17 protein-coding genes are annotated in these 20,464 nt (G+C 40.6%); 12 read left to right on the forward strand and 5 right to left on the reverse strand.

What is annotated here, in order from left to right:
• Positions 1–317: 317 nt before the first annotated feature.
• The 8 genes from gltB (at position 318) to ACNKW3_RS08475 (ending at position 10,591) form a co-directional block, all read left to right on the forward strand.
• A complete protein-coding gene (gltB, locus tag ACNKW3_RS08440) occupies positions 318–4,784 on the forward strand; it encodes a glutamate synthase large subunit (protein WP_427398846.1) in 4,467 nt (1,488 codons plus the stop codon).
• 18 nt (positions 4,785–4,802) lie between these two features.
• Entirely contained in the window at positions 4,803–6,218 is a 1,416-nt protein-coding gene (locus ACNKW3_RS08445; protein WP_427398847.1) for an FAD-dependent oxidoreductase, read from the forward strand.
• A 230-nt stretch (positions 6,219–6,448) separates the two neighbouring features.
• Entirely contained in the window at positions 6,449–6,892 is a 444-nt protein-coding gene (locus ACNKW3_RS08450) for a hypothetical protein (RefSeq protein WP_427398848.1), read from the forward strand.
• Positions 6,893–6,993: 101 nt separating this feature from the next.
• On the forward strand, positions 6,994–7,596 hold the full coding sequence (locus tag ACNKW3_RS08455; protein WP_427398849.1) for a DUF2726 domain-containing protein: 603 nt from the start codon (positions 6,994–6,996) through the stop codon (positions 7,594–7,596).
• 68 nt (positions 7,597–7,664) lie between these two features.
• Positions 7,665–8,363, forward strand: coding sequence for a 5'-methylthioadenosine/adenosylhomocysteine nucleosidase (locus ACNKW3_RS08460; RefSeq protein ID WP_427398850.1), 699 nt, complete (start codon positions 7,665–7,667; stop codon positions 8,361–8,363).
• A complete protein-coding gene (locus ACNKW3_RS08465; RefSeq protein ID WP_427398851.1) occupies positions 8,363–9,322 on the forward strand; it encodes a cobalamin biosynthesis protein CobD/CbiB in 960 nt (319 codons plus the stop codon). Before ACNKW3_RS08460 ends, ACNKW3_RS08465 begins: the two co-directional genes overlap by 1 nt.
• Positions 9,323–9,339: 17 nt before the next feature.
• Entirely contained in the window at positions 9,340–10,179 is an 840-nt protein-coding gene (locus ACNKW3_RS08470; protein WP_427398852.1) for a helical backbone metal receptor, read from the forward strand.
• Positions 10,169–10,591 (forward strand): rhodanese-like domain-containing protein, encoded by a 423-nt coding sequence (locus ACNKW3_RS08475; RefSeq protein WP_427398853.1) that lies wholly within the window; start codon positions 10,169–10,171, stop codon positions 10,589–10,591. The genes ACNKW3_RS08470 and ACNKW3_RS08475 overlap by 11 nt, the downstream gene beginning before the upstream one ends.
• Before the next feature lie 3 nt (positions 10,592–10,594).
• Here ACNKW3_RS08475 and tyrS read toward each other — a convergent pair whose 3' ends face one another.
• Positions 10,595–11,794 carry a tyrosine--tRNA ligase gene (tyrS, locus tag ACNKW3_RS08480; RefSeq protein ID WP_427398854.1) on the reverse strand — a complete coding sequence of 400 codons (1,200 nt, stop codon included), beginning with the start codon at positions 11,792–11,794 and terminating at the stop codon, positions 10,595–10,597.
• A gap of 205 nt (positions 11,795–11,999) precedes the next feature.
• Between tyrS and ACNKW3_RS08485 the strand changes: the two genes are divergently transcribed.
• On the forward strand, positions 12,000–13,295 hold the full coding sequence (locus ACNKW3_RS08485; protein ID WP_427398897.1) for a peptidoglycan DD-metalloendopeptidase family protein: 1,296 nt from the start codon (positions 12,000–12,002) through the stop codon (positions 13,293–13,295).
• A 16-nt stretch (positions 13,296–13,311) separates the two neighbouring features.
• Here ACNKW3_RS08485 and ACNKW3_RS08490 read toward each other — a convergent pair whose 3' ends face one another.
• Complete coding sequence (locus ACNKW3_RS08490) at positions 13,312–13,785, reverse strand: SRPBCC family protein (protein WP_427398855.1); 474 nt, start codon at positions 13,783–13,785, stop codon at positions 13,312–13,314.
• 101 nt (positions 13,786–13,886) lie between these two features.
• Positions 13,887–14,984 (reverse strand): HD domain-containing phosphohydrolase, encoded by a 1,098-nt coding sequence (locus ACNKW3_RS08495; RefSeq protein WP_427398856.1) that lies wholly within the window; start codon positions 14,982–14,984, stop codon positions 13,887–13,889.
• A gap of 80 nt (positions 14,985–15,064) precedes the next feature.
• On the opposite strand from ACNKW3_RS08495, the gene ACNKW3_RS08500 reads away from it, so the two are divergent.
• Genes ACNKW3_RS08500 through ACNKW3_RS08510 form a run of 3 tightly spaced genes read left to right on the forward strand, consistent with a single transcriptional unit; the run spans position 15,065 to position 16,646 of the window.
• Positions 15,065–15,835, forward strand: a complete 771-nt coding sequence (locus ACNKW3_RS08500; RefSeq protein ID WP_427398857.1) for a 1-acylglycerol-3-phosphate O-acyltransferase — start codon at positions 15,065–15,067, stop codon at positions 15,833–15,835.
• Entirely contained in the window at positions 15,836–16,195 is a 360-nt protein-coding gene (rraB, locus tag ACNKW3_RS08505; RefSeq protein ID WP_427398858.1) for a ribonuclease E inhibitor RraB, read from the forward strand.
• A 34-nt stretch (positions 16,196–16,229) separates the two neighbouring features.
• Entirely contained in the window at positions 16,230–16,646 is a 417-nt protein-coding gene (locus ACNKW3_RS08510) for a response regulator (RefSeq protein WP_427398859.1), read from the forward strand.
• Positions 16,647–16,684: 38 nt separating this feature from the next.
• Here ACNKW3_RS08510 and ACNKW3_RS08515 read toward each other — a convergent pair whose 3' ends face one another.
• Complete coding sequence (locus ACNKW3_RS08515; RefSeq protein WP_427398860.1) at positions 16,685–18,811, reverse strand: PKD domain-containing protein; 2,127 nt, start codon at positions 18,809–18,811, stop codon at positions 16,685–16,687.
• Between the two features lie 177 nt (positions 18,812–18,988).
• Positions 18,989–20,212: a GGDEF domain-containing protein gene (locus ACNKW3_RS08520; RefSeq protein ID WP_427398861.1), complete on the reverse strand. Its 1,224-nt coding sequence runs from the start codon at positions 20,210–20,212 to the stop codon at positions 18,989–18,991.
• Positions 20,213–20,464 lie beyond the last annotated feature (252 nt).

Here is a 20,464-nt window from a genome sequence, read left to right on the forward strand (position 1 = left end):
AAATAAAACAGCATTAAAATATTATCATGCAAAACAAAAGGATAGCTATTATTCATAAAATCAATGATAATATTATACAGAGTGATAATTGATTTCTTTTGGTGAAATCGGTATTTTCAACTTCCCGCTTAGAGGAATGAATAATAATTCGATGCTTATGCATTGAGCAAAATACTCTCAGATTGCACGCTGACGACAAAATAAAAATAAAATTGTGCCTCGGACATCGTTTCCGATTGGGAATATATTGTTGCTGACAACAGCTCAACATAGTCACTAAGCTAGCTGTAACTAGGCTTGGTGGATAGGAGTATTATATGGGTTTGTATCACCAAACTGATTCTAAAGACAACTGTGGATTTGGCTTAATTGCAAACATCCATGGTAAGTCAAGTCATGAACTCGTTAAAACCGCTATTATAGGTCTTGACCGTATGCAGCATCGTGGTGGTGTTGCATCTGACGGCAAGACTGGCGACGGTTGCGGGTTATTATTGCAAAAGCCTGATAGTTTCTTTCGCAAAGTTGCAGCCGAAAACGGTTGGACCTTGAATAACAACTATGCCGTTGGCATGGTGTTTTTAAGTCAGGATGAAACGCTAGCTGAGCAAGCAAGAAAAGCACTAAACAAAGAACTGCAAAGAGAAACTCTGAATGTTATTGGCTGGCGAAAAGTGCCAGTAAATAAAGACATTTTGGGTGACTTAGCATTAGAAGGTGTGCCGCAGATTGAACAGGTGTTTGTCAACGCACCCAACGGTTGGATTTTACCTGACGTTGAACGTCGGCTATATATGGCGCGCCGTCGCGCTGAAAAAGTAGTCGCTGAAGATCCTGACTTTTATGTTGCTTGCTTATCTGCCTTTGTACATATTTATAAAGGCTTGGTAATGCCGAAAGACTTGCCTGCTTTTTATCTTGATTTAGCGGACCCAGAATTAAAATCGTCTATTTGTGTATTCCACCAACGATTCTCAACCAATACATTACCTAAATGGCCACTAGCGCAGCCATTTAGATTCTTGGCGCATAATGGTGAAATTAACACCATCAAAGGCAACCGAGAATGGGCTATTGCTCGAACAAGCAAATTTGCTACTCCGCTAATTCCAGATATGAAAGATGCTGCACCTTATGTGAATACAGAAGGCTCAGACTCTAGCTCACTAGATAACATGTTGGAATTGTTCTTGGCCGGCGGCATGGACTTATTCCGTGCTATGCGTTTATTAGTGCCACCCGCTTATCAAAACAACAAAACCATGGATCCTAAACTACGTGCATTTTATGAGTTTAACTCCATGCACATGGAACCTTGGGATGGCCCTGCAGGCATAGTAATGACCAATGGTCGTCATGTAGCCTGTAACCTTGATAGAAATGGTCTTCGCCCTGCTCGTTATGTACTCACCAATGACGGTACCATTACTTTAGCGTCAGAGATTGGCATATGGGACTATTCTCAACATGATGTGGTGGAAAAAGGACGTGTAGGTCCTGGCGAAATGTTAGCGGTAGATACTCATACTGGGAAAATTTGGCGCTCAACTGAAATTGATGAAGATTTAATGGCTCGTCATCCTTACTCAGAATGGATTGGTGAATACATTAAACGTTTAAAGCCCATCGAGGAATGCGATTCAAGTTTGATCGGCGTTCGTGCATTTGATGACGATAAAATGGCCATCATGCACAAGATGTTTAACTACAGTTATGAAGAAATTCAGCAAGTAGTCAAAGTCTTAGCGAAAGATGGACAAGAAGCTGTTGGCTCTATGGGTGATGATACCCCAATGGCAGTTTTGTCATCTCGTCATCGCACCTTGTACGATTATTTCCGTCAGCAGTTTGCTCAGGTCACCAATCCACCGATTGATCCCTTAAGAGAAAATCACGTGATGTCGCTGGCAACCTGTATCGGCCGTGAACAAAACGTGTTCAATGAAACCAGTGGTTATGCTCATCGGGTACTTTTTGAATCCCCTATTTTGGTATATACAGATTTAAAACAGCTGCGCGAGTATGATCCTAAGTATTATCATCACGAAACCATCAATCTAAACTATCCTGCTGAGGAAGATTTAGAGTCGGCCATTCGTCGAATTTGTGACGATGCTGTGATCGCGGTAAAAGAAAAAAATGCGGCTTTCTTGATTTTATCAGACCGCCATATTGAAAAAGGTAAGCTACCTATTCCTGCGGCTATGGCTGTAGGTGCGGTGCAAAAACGCCTTGTGGATGAGCATTTGCGCTGTGACGCTAATATAGTAATTGAAACAGCGTCTGCCCGTGACCCACATCATTTTGCTGTGCTTATTGGATTAGGTGCAACAGCTATATATCCATTCTTAGCCTATGAAACTATTGAGCAGTTGGTTGAAAAAGGTGACCTAGATATTTCGCCAACACAAGCCATGTTGAATTACCGCAAAGGGATAAACAAAGGCTTATATAAAATCATGTCTAAGATGGGTATCAGTACCGTTGCCAGTTATCGTAGCTCAAAACTGTTTGAAGCTATTGGTATCAGCAAAGACATCATGGACCTATGTTTTTCCGGCGTACCAAGCCGTATTCAAGGTGCAGGATTCGATGATTTCCATCAAGACCTGATTAACCTTGCTCGGGTTGCATGGTTAAAACGTAAATCTTTGGGTCATGGTGGACTATTGAAGTACGTTCACGGTGGCGAATATCACGCTTATAATCCAGATGTGGTTAAATCACTGCAAAAAGCCGTGGTTAGTGGGAACAAAGACGATTACATGGTTTATGCTGATTTGGTTAATGACAGAGCGCCTAGTCACCTTCGTGACCTTATGCGCATTAAGTTAGCTGATAAAGCGATTGATATTGACGAAGTGGAAGATGCAACCCACCTATTTCCTCGCTTTGATACAGCAGCCATGTCAATTGGTGCATTAAGCCCAGAAGCGCATGAAGCCCTAGCAATTGCGATGAACCGACTTGGCGGTCAATCAAATTCGGGTGAAGGTGGTGAAGATCCTAAACGCTTTAACACCGAGAAAAACTCCAAAATTAAACAAGTTGCTTCGGGTCGTTTTGGTGTTACGCCTCATTATTTGGTGAATGCTAAGGTAATTCAGATCAAAGTAGCACAAGGTGCTAAGCCTGGCGAAGGTGGTCAGCTACCCGGTGATAAAGTGAATAAATACATCGCTGAACTTAGATTCTCTGTACCTGGCGTAACCTTAATTTCACCACCACCGCACCATGATATTTATTCTATTGAAGATTTAGCCCAGTTGATATTTGACTTAAAAGAAGTCAACCCAACCGCCTTAATCTCAGTAAAACTGGTTTCAGAGCCTGGTGTAGGCACCATCGCAACGGGTGTGGCAAAAGCTTATGCCGATTTAATCACTATTTCTGGTTATGACGGCGGCACAGGTGCAAGCCCATTAACATCTGTTAAGTATGCGGGTAGCCCTTTTGAACTCGGCTTGGCAGAGACTCAGCAAGCATTAGTTGAAAATGGTTTACGACATAAAGTTAGAGTCCAGACTGACGGTGGCTTAAAAACTGGCTTAGATGTAATCAAAGCTGCGCTTTTAGGTGCTGAATCCTTTGGTTTCGGTACAGGCCCAATGGTAGCACTTGGCTGTAAATATCTACGAATATGTCATTTGAACAATTGCGCAACAGGTGTTGCAACTCAAGATGCCAAGCTAAGAGACGAGTATTTTATTGGCTTGCCTGAAATGGTAATGAACTACTTCAGATTTGTAGCCGAAGAAGTACGCGAAATTATGGCCGCCATGGGGATCCGCAAGTTCGACGAGCTAATTGGTCGAACGGATTTACTTGAGTTAGTCGATGGTTTAACAGCTAAGCAAACTAAATTAGATCTTTCCCCCTTATTGGAAAGACCTAAAGCGGGTTCGCATACGCAATTATTCTGTTCAGAGACCACAAATTCTCCTATTGATAAAGGTGAGTTAAACCGACAAATTTTAAAAGATGCTAAGTACGCTGTGGACAATGAAAAATCGATTAAGTTAGCTTATGAAGTGCGTAATACTCATCGCTCTATAGGTGCTACTTTATCTGGTTATATTGCGTCACTTTACGGTAACCCAGGCGTATCTGATACACCCATCGAAATTTTCCTTAAAGGTACCATAGGTCAAAGCTTCGGCGTTTGGAATGCAGGCGGCGTAGAAATGACCTTAGTCGGTGACGCCAACGATTACGTTGGTAAAGGAATGACTGGTGGTAAGCTGGTAATTCATCCACCACTTGGCGTCAGCTTTGACGCTCACAACAGTGCCATTATGGGTAACACTTGTTTGTATGGTGCTACTGGCGGAAAATTATTGGCGGCAGGTCGCGCTGGTGAACGTTTTGCAGTACGTAACTCAGGCGCAATCGCTGTGATCGAAGGCATGGGCGACAATGGCTGTGAATACATGACCGGCGGTATTGTTGCTGTATTAGGAAGTGTCGGAGTGAATTTCGGTGCCGGTATGACAGGTGGTTTCGCTTATCTGTATGATGAGTTTGACGACTTAGAGCACAGAGTGAACTTCGAGCTTGTTGAAGCATTGAACATTGATGATAAAGTTATTTTATCAGAGCATTTACGTGGCCTTATTAACGAACATTATGAGTCCACCGGCAGTGCGCATTCATTAGCGCTTTTGACTAACTTCTCAGAAGAAATCAAACGCTTTAAACTGATTAAACCAAAAACCTCTGATGTGAAAAACTTGCTCGGCCACATAAGCCGTTCCAGTGCAGAGTTAAGAATTCAGGCACAGTAAGAGGGAGAAGCAGTATTTATGGCAAAGAATGTTTATCAATTTGTGGATGTAGCCCGTATAGATCCACCTAAAAAGCCAATTGTGATGCGAAGAGAAGAGTTTGGCGAAATTTATCAGCCAATGACAGCATCGCAAGCAGAAGGTCAAGCAGACAGATGTCTGGATTGTGGTAACCCTTATTGTGAATGGAAATGCCCAGTGCACAATTATATTCCCCAGTGGCTAGCCTTAGCCAACGAAGGGAAAATTCTTGAAGCAGCAGATTTGTGTCACAAAACCAATAGCTTACCTGAAGTATGCGGCAGAGTGTGCCCCCAAGATAGATTGTGTGAAGGCGCTTGTACCCTGAACGATGATTTTGGTGCGGTAACCATTGGCAGTATCGAAAAATATATTACCGATACAGCATTTAAAATGGGCTGGCGTCCGGATATGTCTGATGTTGATTGGACAGATAAGAAAGTCGCCATAGTAGGCGCTGGACCTGCAGGTCTTGCTTGTGCTGATATTTTGGTTCGCAATGGAATAAAACCTGTCGTATTTGATAAATACGAAGAAATTGGTGGATTGCTTACCTTTGGTATTCCGTCTTTTAAGTTGGAAAAAGAGATTGTGCAATTGCGCCGTCAAATTTTCACTGAAATGGGCATTGAATTTAAGCTAAATACTGAAATCGGCAAAGATGTCGACTTTAAAGAGTTGTTAGATAACTACGACGCGGTATTTTTAGGCATGGGCACCTATACCTCGATGAAAGGTGGGTTTGCTAATGAAGAAGCACCAGGGGTTTATGATGCTTTGCCTTTCTTAATTGCCAATACACGAAAAGTGATGGGCACAGAACAAGCTGACGGCGAGTTTATCGACATGAAAGGAAAGCGTGTTGTGGTACTTGGTGGTGGTGACACAACCATGGACTGCGTGCGAACCTCTATTCGTCAAGGTGCTGATTCTGTGGTTTGTGCTTATCGTCGTGATGAAGAAAGCATGCCAGGATCACGCAGAGAAGTCATTAATGCCAAAGAAGAAGGTGTAGACTTCAAATTCAACATGCAACCTATCGATATTGCGGTGGATGAAAATGGTAAAGCCATTGGCGTTCGCATGGTGAAAACCGAAATGGGTGAACCTGATGCCGCTGGCCGAAGACGTCCAGTCGAAGTGCCTGGCTCAGCCCATGTACTAGAAGCGGATGCAGTTATTATTGCGTTTGGATTCTCTCCAAGCCCTGCAAACTGGTTTGCAGACTACGGCATTATCTTGGACGAAAAAGGTCGTGTAAGAGCGCCAGCGAACGGCAAATTTGCATTTCAAACCAGTAACCCCAAAATATTCTCTGGCGGTGATATGGTAAGAGGTTCTGATTTAGTCGTTACCGCGATTGACGAAGGTAGAAAGGCAGCTGAAGGTATACTTGATTTCTTAGAAGTCTAAACTCAACTGAAAAGTAAACGTCTTTGAAAAGTAAGTGATTTGTTGAAAGATCTAGCAAACCTTATTGATTAGAAGGCGTTTTTTTACGTCTTAATTTTAATAACTAAGATGAATTAGCAAGACCCTTAAATCATTGTAAGACCCGCTATATAGCTATAGGCTAAGGTCATAGGAAGCAATCAAGCTAATTGAATTGGCTGTTCCTTAAATACCATTGTTGAGGGGGTTTTATGCAAAGTACTAATCAAATTTCTGCGAAAGTTAAAGCACCAGGTGTTGGATTGATCAAAATGCTTAAAAGTGGTTTTGAATTTGGTAAACACTTATTACTCATTGCGCTAATTTTTATCGCCGCTAAGGTATGTGCACAAGAAGCAAAAATGCCTGAGGTTGAAACTGCCCATTGTCCGTCAGTGTTTAATGCGGTAAATATCCCCCAAGACGGCAAACTTTGTCAGGTTTTTGCCGCCGATTACCCGGCATCTATGATATTTTTTGTCCCTAAAACGCCTGAAGAAGTGGTCTCTTATTACCAGCAAAACGAATCATTTAAAAATGCAACTCAGGTTAAAGATCGATTTATGCTCCAGTCTGAAGATAAGAACACCACCCTAATTATCTCTAAAGACGGCGGCGGCACCCAAGTAGACATCTTAGTTAAAAGCCAAGCTTAATTTCTTTTCTCCCCCTGCCAGGTATTAAAAATTTAATGCTTGGCACATGGATTGCTATCCCTCCCTTGAGTGTCAATTATTTAACCTTGAGCGGAGTCATCATGGAAATCGCAATCGTTTTAATGGTATTGTTAATCACAGTTGCAGTCGTCGCGATTAAACTTAGCGATACGAGCATTACCTTTCCATTTGCATCAAAGAAACAACTATTCACAGAAGCTGAACGTCAGTTTTTACACTTAATCGAAACAGCCGTAGGCGATGAATTTCGTGTCATGTGTCGAATCAAACTTATCGATCTACTTAGTTTGAAGAACAACACGAGTAAAAAAATGGCCAACTCAGCGTTGCTACAAGCGGGTAAAAAGCATGTAGATTTTGTTTTGTGTGACCGCAAAGACTTCACCCCTGTTCTGGCGATTGATTTAGTCTATGGTCAAGGCAAAGACGGACATAAACTAAAACGAGACTATTTTGTCAGTGGCGCACTGGATACAGTTGCCATCCCTCATGCAAGAATTAAAGCGAAAGCGGGTTATACGGTAACTGAAATTCGCGAGTGTATCGAAACTAAACTCGTCCCCTTACGCAGAAAGCAAGGCAAAATTCCTTTTGGCACCTCCCAAGACAAACCTGAACTTATTAAACGCACTAACAAACCTACTCGACCATTATCTCCAAGCAGAAACGCAATTGCTGCCTAAGCTATTGCGTTTGATGCTTGAACCGCTATCATGGCGCAATAGATTCAATTAATGAGAACCTTACCTACATGAAAATTGCGATTATTGGCGCCATGCAAGAGGAAGTCGCCTTATTGAAAAGTCAATTGGCTAACCCTCAACCTCAGGATCTTTTTGACTTTGACTTGGTCTCCGGAGACTATGGAAAACATCAGGTATTACTAATTCAAAGCGGTATTGGCAAAGTTGCATCTAGCGTTGCTTGCGCCCTTATCATTCAGAAATTTGCCCCTGATTTGGTAATCAACACTGGCTCTGCGGGTGGATTTGACCCCGATTTGAATGTGGGAGATGTGGTCATCGCCGATGCCTTAGTCCATCATGACGTTGATGTTACCCATTTTGGCTATGCCCTTGGACAAGTCCCCTCAATGCCAGCGCAATATGTTACCCAAGCTGAAATTAGCCAGTTGGCGTTTAATGCAGCCAACGATTTGCCAGATATCAAAGTAAAAACCGGGTTAATTTGTAGTGGTGACAGTTTTATTGGCAGTGATGAACAAGCGCTACTAATAAAAGAAAAGTTTCCAGCAATGAAGGCCGTAGAAATGGAAGGCGCTGCAATAGCCCAATGTTGTCACATGTTAAATACGCCTATAGTAGTGATCAGAAGCTTATCTGATATTGCGGGTAAAACCTCGACCGTTTCATTTGAACAGTATTTAGAAAAAGCCGCTAAGAATTCAGCGACGCTAGTAATGAAAATGCTCGAAAAGATAGAAGCTTAATGATATCTGAAAGCCTTAATATTCCTCAAGCCTTCATACCTTTAATCATTCTTCTAATAGCGCTCCTTCTGGAGCGTTTTTTTCCTTTACCGCCAAAGGTAGATCCCTTAAGTATTTGGCGACTGCTTTGTCTTCGCATTGGGCAAAAGGTCATGCCGCGACACGAAGATAGCACCCAGTTTTATATTTCAGGCAGCCTCGCCTTTATCGTGTTGGCATTGCCGTTTCTGATTATCTTATACCTGATATATGAACTGGCTTATTACCAATCTCTTATTGATATCATGTTGTTGTATCTATCTTTGCAATTTAGCCATATAGACCAGTGGCGGAAAAAAATCGCCATTGCACTGCAAAATAATAAGAAACAACTCGCCAGACAAACCCTTGATAAACTGGTGCAGCGAGAAACCGAGAAGTTATCTGACGTAGGTATATGCAAGGCGCTCATTGAAACCTATGTGTTGCGAATTTTTTACCAACAGTATGTGGTCATGTTTTGCTTCCTGGTTCTAGGGCCCATTGGCGCTTTTTGCTATCGATTAGTGTATGAAGCAAGTCATGCATGGAATATTAAAAAAAATACTTACACTGCTTTTGGTAAGCCCGCATTCTTTGTCACTCAAATAATCCAGTATTTTCCTGTTAAACTCTCATTAGTGCCTTTGTCATTGCTAGCATTAACCTCGTCCGGTTTAAAAGCGGTAATAACATTTTGGTTTAGTGCAAAAGCTTGGAGCTTCGGTGGCGTAAGTATTTTATTTTCAATGGGACTGGCGCTAAATCGACATCTAAGCGGCGCGGTTTTCCGAGATGGCATTAAATATCGTCGCTCAAAATTTATCGGCGCATCAGAACCTAATGTAGAAGACATCCAAAGGGTTGTAACCCTCTGCCACCTAAACACTATTATGTTATTCTTAATGCTTGCCATGTCTGTTTGGCTAATTGGATATTAAACAAGGATTTTTCATCGGTGTTTTCAGTTTTTCTCCATCGCTTATTGATTTGGACTTTTATATGCTTAGGCTTTAGTTCTAAGCTTTATGCTTCCAACGAAACTCAAAGAATAGTGACCTTGTCACCCCATTTGGCTGAAATTGTGTTTGAACTGGATAAATCTGACGCTTTAGTTGCTGTCAGCGCCTATAGCGACTATCCAAAAAGTTTGTTGAATTTGCCCCAGGTCGCAGGTTATCAAGGTGCTGATATCGCCGAAATAGTACGATTAGCCCCCACCCATGTCCTGGTATGGCAAGGCGGCAATAAAAGTGCGGATATTGCCAAACTTGAATCTTTGGGATTGAATGTTTATCAGTCCTCGATATTAACCATCGATAATTTGTTCTCGGAAATTAACCAAATTGGTAAATTTATAGAGGCAAAAGATAAGGCTAGGGCTTTAACCTCTAAGCTTAAAAAGGCATTAGCTGGAGTAGACACCCCATCATCCCCAGTGTCGGCAGTTTATTACCTAAATACCTCCCCGCTTGTAGGATTAGGCAGTGATCCATGGCTAAATAGTCTGTTATCTACCTGCAATATTCAAAATCTGTTTCAAGAATCCTCAAGTCCTTATCCACAGTTGTCCTTGTCTGAAATTTTGCGTCGGCAACCGCAACTATTACTTGCTGCTGATGGTCGTGATAAAGCCTTTCACCAATCGTTTTGGTCTGATCATGCAAGTTATTTGAAATCTTCTATAATCATTTTAAATCCTGACGAAATGCACCGATTTACGCCTAGAGCCGTATATGCAACTATCAATCTATGTGCTTCGATCATCGACCAAGGACAATATAAAAATGAAAATTGATACCTATATGCATCGTTTACCCCTATTCTTCTTAATCCTGTTTAGTGTACTTCTGTCCGGGGCCGCTTCCGCCAAGGATGTTAAAGATGTAGATCCCGTTAGCTTTCAAAAAATGGAAAAATCATCTTTGCTTATCGTAGATGTAAGAACGCCTGAAGAATACGCAGAAGGTCATGTCCCAGGTGCCGTAAATATTCCTTTAGGGACTATTCAGAACGACATTTCAATGTTTGAAGATAAGGATAAACCCATTTTGATGTATTGCCGTTCGGGTAAACGTGCAGGCAAGGCGCTGGATATTTTGCAACAAAATGGTTTCAGTGATTTGTACCACCTAGACGGGGATATGCAAGGCTGGATTAAAGCGGATATGCCAGTGGCTATGCCTGCTAAAACACAGGCAAGCCAATAACTATTACTTCAAGGTTACTTTGGCAAATTTACGTTTACCCACCTGATAAACCGCAGTAGAGCTTTCGGTTAGGCGCAGTTTAGTATCAGAGATTTTTTCTCCGTCAACTTTAACAGCGCCTTGTTTAATCATTCGCATAGCATCAGAAGTTGAGGCTACTAAATCAGCTTCTTTTAACAAATTCGCTATGCCAATACCGCCATCTTCTAGTGCCACTGTAACTTCTGGCATGTCATCAGGTATGGCGTTTTTCTGGAAACGCTGAATGAAATCTTCATGGGCTTTTTGGGCAGCGTCATCATCATGAAAACGAGCAATAAGCTCTTTTGCTAGTTCGATTTTTACATCTCGTGGATTAGTACCATCAGCTACTTTCTGCTTCAGTTGCGCTATTTCTTCAAGAGGTCTGAAACTTAACAGATCATAGTAGCGCCACATTAACTCGTCTGAAATAGACATCACTTTACCAAACATGTCATTTGGCGCATCGGTAATGCCGATATAATTATTCAAAGACTTTGACATCTTTTGGACGCCATCTAAACCTTCTAATAATGGCATCATCAATACCGTTTGCTGAGATTGCCCTTGAGATTTTTGTAATTCTCTTCCCATGAGAAGGTTAAAGCGCTGATCCGTTCCACCGAGCTCTACGTCAGCTTCTAAAGCAACCGAGTCCCAACCTTGCACTAACGGGTATAAAAATTCATGAATCGCAATTGGCTGTCCATTGGCATAGCGCTTTTTAAAGTCGTCACGCTCTAACATTCTAGCTACGGTTTGACTTGCCGCTAATTTAATCATGCCAGACGCGCCTAATTTTTCCATCCACTCGGAATTAAAGCGAATTGTGGTTTTTTCAGGTTCAAGAATTTTAAATACCTGCTCCTGATAAGTTTTAGCATTTTCTAGCACTTGTTCTCTAGTCAATGGCTTTCTTGTGACATTTTTACCTGTGGGATCGCCGATTAACCCAGTAAAGTCACCAATCAAAAAGATAACTTCGTGCCCAAGTTGTTGAAAAGTTCTCAGTTTATTAATAAGTACCGTATGGCCCAAATGTAAATCAGGTGCAGTAGGATCAAACCCAGCTTTGATTTTTAGCGGTTTATTTGTTTTTAGCCGTTCAATGAGTTCTTCTTCTATTAAAATCTCGTCTGAACCGCGCTTAATTTCAGCGAAAGCTGACTCCCAACTGCTCATTAATGTTTTCCTACTAGTGTTATTTTGTGTGTGACGTTTATTCTTAAGTGATTTATTTCATTAACAGAATGCGATTTTATATAACTTTTTAATGCTTATTAATGCTAAGGTCGATAATACATTAATGGTAGTACTGAACCTTTGTACTGGAAATTAGACTAAAAGCATTATATTCTGCTCAATGTTGTCGCTATTTTACGAGCCTATGATACACAATACAATAAAACAAATGCCAAAAGCTCATCGCGTTACCCTAGCGTCCATAATCGTTTTGATGCTAGTGCTACTCATTGTACCGACAGATGAAGTAAAAGCCTCGCGAAATATTCAAGTTATGGTACTGCAACCTGGTATCCAGTACGACCTGCCTGTACCAAAGTTAGTCAGTACTTCAGAAGTTCATCCTTCGTTATTTGAAGCTGAAGATTTTATCACTCACAAGGTGAGAAACGGCGATACAATTGCTCAAATTTTTTCTAAACATAAGCTTTCACCACAATTGACGTATCGAGTAAGTAAACTTGAAAACTTCAATCAAACATTAAAAAAGATTAAGCCGGGCGATGTGCTTTATTTACAATTGGATGAAGCTGGTCAATTAGCGTCTTTAAAATACCCTTTATCGTCCACTGAAACATTAGAAATTACCCAGCAAGATGACAAGCTGGTAAGTTCAGTAAGTACCAAGCAGGTCGAAAAACTGATTAATTTTGCTCAAGGCACTATTACCAGTAGTTTTTGGAATGCAGGCATGTCTGCAGGCTTAACTGATAACCAAATTATGCGCTTAGCGGGCATTTTTGGTTGGGATATCGACTTCGCTCAAGAAATTCGGTCTGGTGATTCATTCAATATGGCGTTCGAGGAACTCTATGTTGACGGTGAATTTATTGGGTACGGTGATATCTTGGCTGCAGAATTTGTTAACCAAGGCGAAGCCTTTACGGCGATTCGCTATACCGATGGGAATTACTACACCCCTGAAGGTCGAAGTATGCGCAAAAGCTTTCTTCGTGCGCCTATTAACTTTAGATATGTAAGTTCTAATTTTAATCCTAAACGTTTCCACCCTGTGCAAAAACGTATCAAACCCCATCGTGGCGTTGACTATGTTGCGCCGACAGGAACGCCTGTAGTTGCCGCTGGAGATGGTAAAGTAACGGAATCAGGCTATAACAAATTCAATGGTAATTATGTGTTTATCCAACATGGTGAGCGCTATACCACCAAGTATTTGCATCTTAAACGCAAATCAGTAAAACGCGGACAATGGGTAAAACAAGGACAAACCGTTGGTACTTTGGGAAGTTCAGGCATGGTGACTGGTGCCCATCTGCATTATGAATTCTTAGTAGATGGCGTACATCGCAACCCTAGAACAGTCTCGTTACCAAAAGCTAAACCTATTGATGCTAAAGAAAAATCGGCATTCATGCTGATTGCTCAAGAACATACCGCTATGCTGGAAAACAATAAACGGATTATGCTTGCAATGCGTTAAGCCAATCACAGTGGCGTTAAGCCGCCACTGAAGACATGGTTTTTGGGTCAGGTTGAACGGGTTTAGGAAAGTCTGGTAAATAAAGACTTAAATTTTCTAAACAGTCAATCCAAGCAAATTGTTGTTGCAACATATCTGACTTTTGGCGAAACCCTTTTTGCGACAATAGAAACTTAGTGTTGTCATTGTGGGTATTTTCTAAGCATACTTCTACCATAGAAATATCATTGGTATCTTCCCAGCGCCAAGTAAAACTAATCTTCTGATTAGGAATGACTTCTTGATAAGCGCCAAAGACGGTTTGTTGAAACCCATCTTCGCTTTCTAAATGTAATCTAAAATGCTCTCCCGGTAGCACTTGCCCGACAAATTGGGTAGCCACCAAATTATTGGGAGCGCACCATTTTTTAATCAGCGTAGGATTTACAAACGCTTGATAGATTGATTGAATATCTGCGTTTAATGAGCCTTTAAGGGTAAACTCGTACATTCTACAGCTACTCCAGTAATTGATTCTGTTTGGCTATCATCTACATGTAAATGACAACCCTTTGGATGTCTCATAGCCAATTTAGCCACGAGATAAAAGTCCTATTGCATTAAGTATTGGGTCATTCCTTGATTGAAATGACGTAGCCAATGCCCACTTAATTGACCTTTATAATCCCTATTAAGTGCAATTACCGCATCCTTCGGTGAAAGTGGTTCCTCACCATTTTGTGACTTGTTGGTTAAATTGTCGTAGCGATCGAGTATTGCTAATAATTTAGCACCCTCACAAATTTCATCTCCTTTAATACCCAAAGGATATCCACTACCATCTATATTTTCGTGATGTTGCATCACGATTTTTCTTGCCATATCCCATTCTTTCAAATGTTCAATTAGACGAGTACTTTTGTATACATGAGAGCGCAGAAGATTGGATTCCAATGCCGATAATTTACCTTGTTTACTGACCACTTCATGTGGCATAAATGCCATGCCGAAGTCATGGACGTAACAAGCCACAGCCAACTGTTCTTCTGGCAATGGATTGTCACTTAATCCATTAATATAGAATGCTAAGATGGCAAGACGGTCGCCGCGACCTTCTTTGTATCCAGCTCTTTTTTCAATTGGTCGCATAAGTTCGCGGAAAAACAGCAGATCAACCTGTTTTTCTGCTGATAGATTCTTGGGAATACCCGTTTTAGCAAGTTGCACTTGTGGCACGTCATCTTCTTTATGACATAGCTTATTCAGTGCTTTTTTAAGTAGCTGTTCGTGATCTTCTCTATTCCCACCATTGATTTGTTTGATAACTTCAATGGTTGCATCTATAGCTTCTTTATCATATTCAGCACTGCCCGTGCTGATACAGGTTTCAACGAACTTACTAACAGTGTCTAGTAACTTTAGGACGAGATCACTTAATTGACTTGAATAATCGGCCTCGCCTTTTCGCATCAAGTCTAAAATATCTTCTAAATGTTGCAATACCTGTATCATAGGGATAAAACCCACGAGGCCCAAATCGCCTTTTATGGTATGCACAGAACGGAACAAAGCCCGTTGTAACTCATTGTCGTTTGGTGTTAATTCAAGTTCAACTAAGTATTGTTCACTGGCTTCATACAGCTCAACAATTTCTTCGCGTAAATCATGAAGAATATCACCATCAATATCATCTGGAGTAAATACAGCCATAATGCCTATTGTGTTATTTGCTTAGGTAAAATTATATCGACCAATTACAGAATTAATTTACACTTACTCTATGACTTTAAATGCAGTCAGGTATAATCGTGCGAATTTATATTTATCTGGGAAATTTAGTGTTAGCCGCCGCTCGATTTGTTGTACTGCTTGTCTATTTTATTTTAATTAATACTGGGTTATTGCTGGTGTTTATCCTGCGCCCAATGCATAAAAATAACGTGTATTTAGGCGGGCAAGTGTATTCAACTATGGCCAAAATTATGGGTATTTCACTTGAAGTAAGAGCTACAGATAAATTAGATTTTAAAAAATCCTATCTTTACATTGCCAATCATCAAAACAGTTATGACTTAATGACAGTTGCTGCAGCTGCTAGGCCCGGCGTAGTAACTATTGGTAAGAAGAGCCTAAAATGGATACCGGTCTTCGGGCTAATTTATTGGTTATCCGGCAATATAATGATCGATCGAAAAAACACATCGCGAGCCAAAGACACCTTAGATATTACAGCAGAAAAAGTAAAAAGAAGCGGCTTATCGATTTTCATGTTCCCAGAAGGTACTCGTAGCAGAGGTCGCGGGATATTGCCATTTAAAACAGGGGCTTTTCGATTAGCTCAGCAAACTAAGCAACCGATAGTACCCGTTATTTGCAGTGATTTAAGCCAGATAAAAATGAACAAATGGGACAATGGTGTGGTGCTAGTGAGCATTTTAGATCCCATCGAAATGGAGGGACAACAAAACCCTCGTCAAATGGCGAACTATTTTGAAGAATTAATGAAAATCAAGTATAAAGAATTAAACGACGAAATCAGCCAAATGACAAGTGAGGTTTAAGTGTCTGACGAATTACAAGATTGGTTTGCCTTTAATGAAGAAACCATCAATGCTCTTATTGAAGATGGTACAGACAGTAATAAACCCCATCAAATAGAACATCATTTTGCTAGCCAAGATTTTGATAGATTAGAGAAAGCAGCTGTCGATGTGTTCAAATTAGGTTTTGAAGTTGGCGATGCCGAAGAACTCGTCCTTGATGATGGCGGTGTACTGTTTTGTTTTGACGCCGTTGTCGAAAAAAAATTGGATGTTGCAACCTTTAATACCGATACAGAAAAATTAGTTGCCGTAGCTTCTAAGCACAAGGTGCATTACGACGGTTGGGGTACATATTTTATAGAAAAACTGGATGCTTAATTCCGTTCTTTTTGGTTTATAAGGTAGTGTAGTTTTGCCAAACAGTGATTTAATTAAAAAAGTAACTTTTTTAATAGCTGATGATATGGAATCATTGCGCAGCGTTATTGTAAGTTGTTTGCGCAAACTCGGAGCAGAAAAAATTCTTCAGTGCCGAGACGGCTATGATGCTTGGAATCTACTTACCAGTAAGAATATTGATATAATTATCAGCGATTGGGATATGCCCAAACTTAATGGGCTTGAGTTGCTAAAAAAGGTCAGAGGTTCAACCGAACATAAAGCAACGCCGTTTCTGTTAGTAACCTCTTCAACCGAAAAATCTAGAGTGAAGCAGGCTTTATCTCATGGCGTTGATGATTACCTTGCCAAACCTTTTACCCCAAAAGACTTAGACTATCGTGTCATAAAGTTATTAGATAAACACAAACGAAGACAAACCATCGAATAAAGTGTGCTTGAGTATGAAACTCAAGCACACTGCCCAATTTAAACCGGTACAACACATAAATCAGAGAAGGGTGGGCAAGATTCTTCGCCTATTCTGATATATTCAACCACTGTGCCATACTGATTGGAATACTCCACCCTAAACAAACCATAATTTTCTCCAGCCATTTGTACTTGAGGTTCCAGCAGATTAATAGTTTGTACTTCACCTATGAATTGCCCTTCTGCGTTTATATCTTCCCCAAGAAAATATACTCTTACAGAATCAGCCCCCTCAAGATTATCCCAGCCGATGATAGTTTCGAAAGTTGTTTCGCTAAAATATCCGTAGGTGTAACCTAAAATCGGCGGGCTTTCATGTAAATAATTGATGGTTTGAGTTTGTTCATCACCGCCAAATTCATTGCTTACATGTGCGGTAATATCAGCAGGAGTAGCCAGTTCTGGAGTATAATCAAATTCAACGTATATACTTGAACCCAAAATATAAGGTTCCTCAAAAATTTCTGAAGTAAATAACGCGGTGTCCGCGCCAAGGAAGTAGGCGCCAATATAGACAATATTGCTTGTTATTTCGTAAAGATTATTCGCGTTTCGTGTAAATACAGGTTCTATCTGAAAATCCATGTGCTTAATTTCAGCAGGAGCATCACCAAGGTTAATAAGGGCACTCACTTCATCCTGATTTGTACACATGAAATTGGTGTCACCTTGCAAACCACTCTGGAGTCCTATTACGGTTGCGTTGATCGGCATTCCACGGAGAATTGGATGAGTCAATGTTGACCCATCATAATCCCAGATTCTAGGTCTTGAAGAACTGGGCATGGAGCCAAAGAAATAACGCAAAATATAAAGGTACTGCTCACCTGGCTCGGCGCCTAATAAATCGATATTGACCACACAGGTTCTGTTTTGGAAATTGTTACCATTACCGACACCGCTACCACCGCCGCCACCAGAACCTAATCCAGGAGGATTGATATCGGCATTAAAAGAGGTGAAGTGTGAGGTGGTGCCTTGTAGCGCTAACCCGTTAGGTGCTAGTGCATCGGCGACAACAGTTCCTAGACTTTCGTACATCCAAATTCCGGTATCCTCATCTAGATACCAAACAGGCATAGTATCGCCTTCAACCAAAGGTTGATCATCGATACGTTGGGTGGCAAACAAAGGCAACTTAAGATCAGCAGTCGCCCCGTCGGCAAGTTGTAATATCTCACCATTTTGCTCAAAGGTAATATCTACCACCCCATAGCTGAAGAGCTGATCTAAGTCTTCAACACCTTCTTGCCCACCCCAAAAGCTACCAGGAAAGGCGTTGAGTTCAATGATATCGCCAGTATCAATGGTAGTAATATAGGCCTCAACAGTACCTGTAACAATTTCATTTTGGCTATTTACCAATGCCATATCAGGAAGAGTTACAGAAGTGCCATCTTCACCAACAAGCTCTTTACCAAGAGCTGGGTCAAATAATATCGGTGGATTTTTCTGAATTAGGGTAATGGGTACACTTTTATCTACCAAAGCACCAATTTCATATTGAATTTTGGTCAGATACCCAGACTTAATTATCTGAAATATTCCTTCTGTCTCAGAGGGTCGCAACGCAATTTGCATCCCAGTATCTGTCATTTCTTGATTTTCGATTTGAAAATCATCAGAGGTGACAGTGTAATCATCCAATAATAGTCCCTTTTCATCGACGACAGAAAAGGTTAACAAAATATCAGCGGCGGCAACTGTCACTATGTCTGACTTTGTTAGGCTATTATTACCGTCAGCACTTTCTACATAGAGGCTGACACTGTATGTGCCAGGTTCTGTATACACTACCTCTGGATTTTCTAAATTACTTGTCTGTCCGTCACCAAAATCCCAATCCCATCGTGTAATAGGCGAGCTACCTGGCGTTGAGGTACTGGTAAAAGTGATCGTCAGCGGAGACTTCCCTGCTTCCACAGACTGGGTAAAACTCGCAACCGGTGCGGTTACTTCATCAGGTATTTCTTCCTCTGGTAACTCGAAATCATCTTTGTTCAACCAACCACAGCTGGTTAAACTGAAAACAACGAGGAAAATCCCTAACATTCGAACCTTGTCGGTAAATCGGGTAATAATTCGTAAAGCAGTGCTTTGTGTGTTAAGTGTTTCAAATATCATAGTTTCAGTCCTTTGTAGTATTACAAAGGAAACTTTATACTAACAAGCTTGTTTACGGCTTGAAACTACTTTGAATTTTTTTGAATTTATTTGAATTATTTATAAATCAACAGGTTAGAAGTTATGATAATGGATGAAGAAAAGCTTTTCTTAAAGTAAAAATGTACCAGTATTTAACTAATCAGCCACTTTTATCTGGTTTCGCCCATCTCTTTTTCCTGCATATAGCGCTTGATCTGCGCGTTTGAAACTGGTTTTAAAATCTTCATCATTGGACATTTGTGCAACACCTATAGTCACCGTCACTTTTAGACGTCTGTTGCCAGCAAATTCACTGGAAGCGATAAACAAGCGTAAATTGTCAGCGAAATTTTTAATGTTCATATTTTCATGCTTTTCAAATATGACCACAAACTCTTCGCCACCCCAACGAGTGACTAGATCCCCTGCTCTTGTTTTTTGTTGGATCAAAACCCCGAGCTCTTCTAGCACCCTATCCCCAACATCGTGGCCGTACTTATCATTTATGGATTTAAAAAAGTCTACATCTATAACCAAAATGCCGTAATTACCACGGGTCTTATTGCGATCAATTACAGAAAGAGATTGAGCCAAACCATCACGATTTCTAAGACCGGTAAGCAGATCTGTTTCAGACTTAGTTTTGTACTTTTCGCTTTGTTTGGCTAAGTGATTTAACTTTTGCTCGTCTTCATTAATCCGCGACAGCATGGTGTAATATCGCCAAATACCTTCAATGATGAACAAAAAAGCCCAGAACAGTAGCAAACCTACAAACATTGATTCCTTACTAAAATAGACCCCCTCACCGACTATACTTTTCAATTGAAAAGTTTCAGGTGTAAAAGTGTAAGGATGTGCCATTGTTATACCTAGGGATATAACGTCGTTTTTCTGTGGATGAGCTTTGCTTGGCGGGATAGAATACATATTGATCCACCAATCTGGAATCCTAAAGTCTTTTAAATATACTTTTATCGGCCCGTTTAAATCTTTGATCTGCAAGGTTACTGATTGGCTTTTTGCTATCTGTTCAGCAGAATCTCTCCATGAGGTATCAAACTTGCTCACCATACTGATACCTATGTTTTCTGACTCTCCTTTATAATCAATATCAATTAGCAAATACTGAAAATCTGAAAAATCTTTCAATAAGTCTACTTGATCCCACCATGTAACAGTGCCCCCGCAATACTCCGCGTTGTCGGTTTCCACTATGTTACATTCGATGATATTGGCTTGTTGATCAATCCAATTGGCACTGCTAGCTCCACCAATTTCACCGTCACTAAACTTGTTTAAAGTTGCATCAGGCGCTGGAAATAACTGGGTGCTTCGAAGAGGTATAAAGTCGTAGCCAATAACGAGAATAAATGACATTGCGAACAACACCATTTTTATTATTGTGAATGTACTTATTTCGACCTTTAAGAATTTCAAGATTTTACAATTCCTTTACTATCTACCCCAATGCAAGAAACCGATAGATTTGACAAATTTATTATACTTAAGAATAAATCGACGTAAAACCAGATAGTTTTAGTCTAAGTTAGGCAATTTGCTATTATTTTTCAGTTTTAGGTATGCTCAAAAATAACCGTTTTATATGGTTAAATTTGTTAAAAATGATTA

The sequence above is a fragment of the Glaciecola sp. 1036 genome, from assembly GCF_050306235.1.
Taxonomy (GTDB): Bacteria; Pseudomonadota; Gammaproteobacteria; order Enterobacterales; family Alteromonadaceae; genus Glaciecola.

Coding starts and splice junctions, on each gene's coding strand:
- ACNKW3_RS08465 (WP_427398851.1), top strand. CDS start 8,363: ATGATATCTGAAAGCCTTAATATTCCTCAAGCCTTCATACCTTTAATC.
- gltB (WP_427398846.1), top strand. CDS start 318: ATGGGTTTGTATCACCAAACTGATTCTAAAGACAACTGTGGATTTGGC.
- ACNKW3_RS08515 (WP_427398860.1), bottom strand. CDS start 18,811: ATGATATTTGAAACACTTAACACACAAAGCACTGCTTTACGAATTATT.
- ACNKW3_RS08520 (WP_427398861.1), bottom strand. CDS start 20,212: ATGTCATTTATTCTCGTTATTGGCTACGACTTTATACCTCTTCGAAGC.
- ACNKW3_RS08460 (WP_427398850.1), top strand. CDS start 7,665: ATGAAAATTGCGATTATTGGCGCCATGCAAGAGGAAGTCGCCTTATTG.
- ACNKW3_RS08450 (WP_427398848.1), top strand. CDS start 6,449: ATGCAAAGTACTAATCAAATTTCTGCGAAAGTTAAAGCACCAGGTGTT.
- ACNKW3_RS08455 (WP_427398849.1), top strand. CDS start 6,994: ATGGAAATCGCAATCGTTTTAATGGTATTGTTAATCACAGTTGCAGTC.
- ACNKW3_RS08475 (WP_427398853.1), top strand. CDS start 10,169: ATGAAAATTGATACCTATATGCATCGTTTACCCCTATTCTTCTTAATC.
- ACNKW3_RS08500 (WP_427398857.1), top strand. CDS start 15,065: ATGCAGTCAGGTATAATCGTGCGAATTTATATTTATCTGGGAAATTTA.
- tyrS (WP_427398854.1), bottom strand. CDS start 11,794: ATGAGCAGTTGGGAGTCAGCTTTCGCTGAAATTAAGCGCGGTTCAGAC.
- ACNKW3_RS08495 (WP_427398856.1), bottom strand. CDS start 14,984: ATGGCTGTATTTACTCCAGATGATATTGATGGTGATATTCTTCATGAT.
- ACNKW3_RS08485 (WP_427398897.1), top strand. CDS start 12,000: ATGATACACAATACAATAAAACAAATGCCAAAAGCTCATCGCGTTACC.
- ACNKW3_RS08490 (WP_427398855.1), bottom strand. CDS start 13,785: ATGTACGAGTTTACCCTTAAAGGCTCATTAAACGCAGATATTCAATCA.
- ACNKW3_RS08445 (WP_427398847.1), top strand. CDS start 4,803: ATGGCAAAGAATGTTTATCAATTTGTGGATGTAGCCCGTATAGATCCA.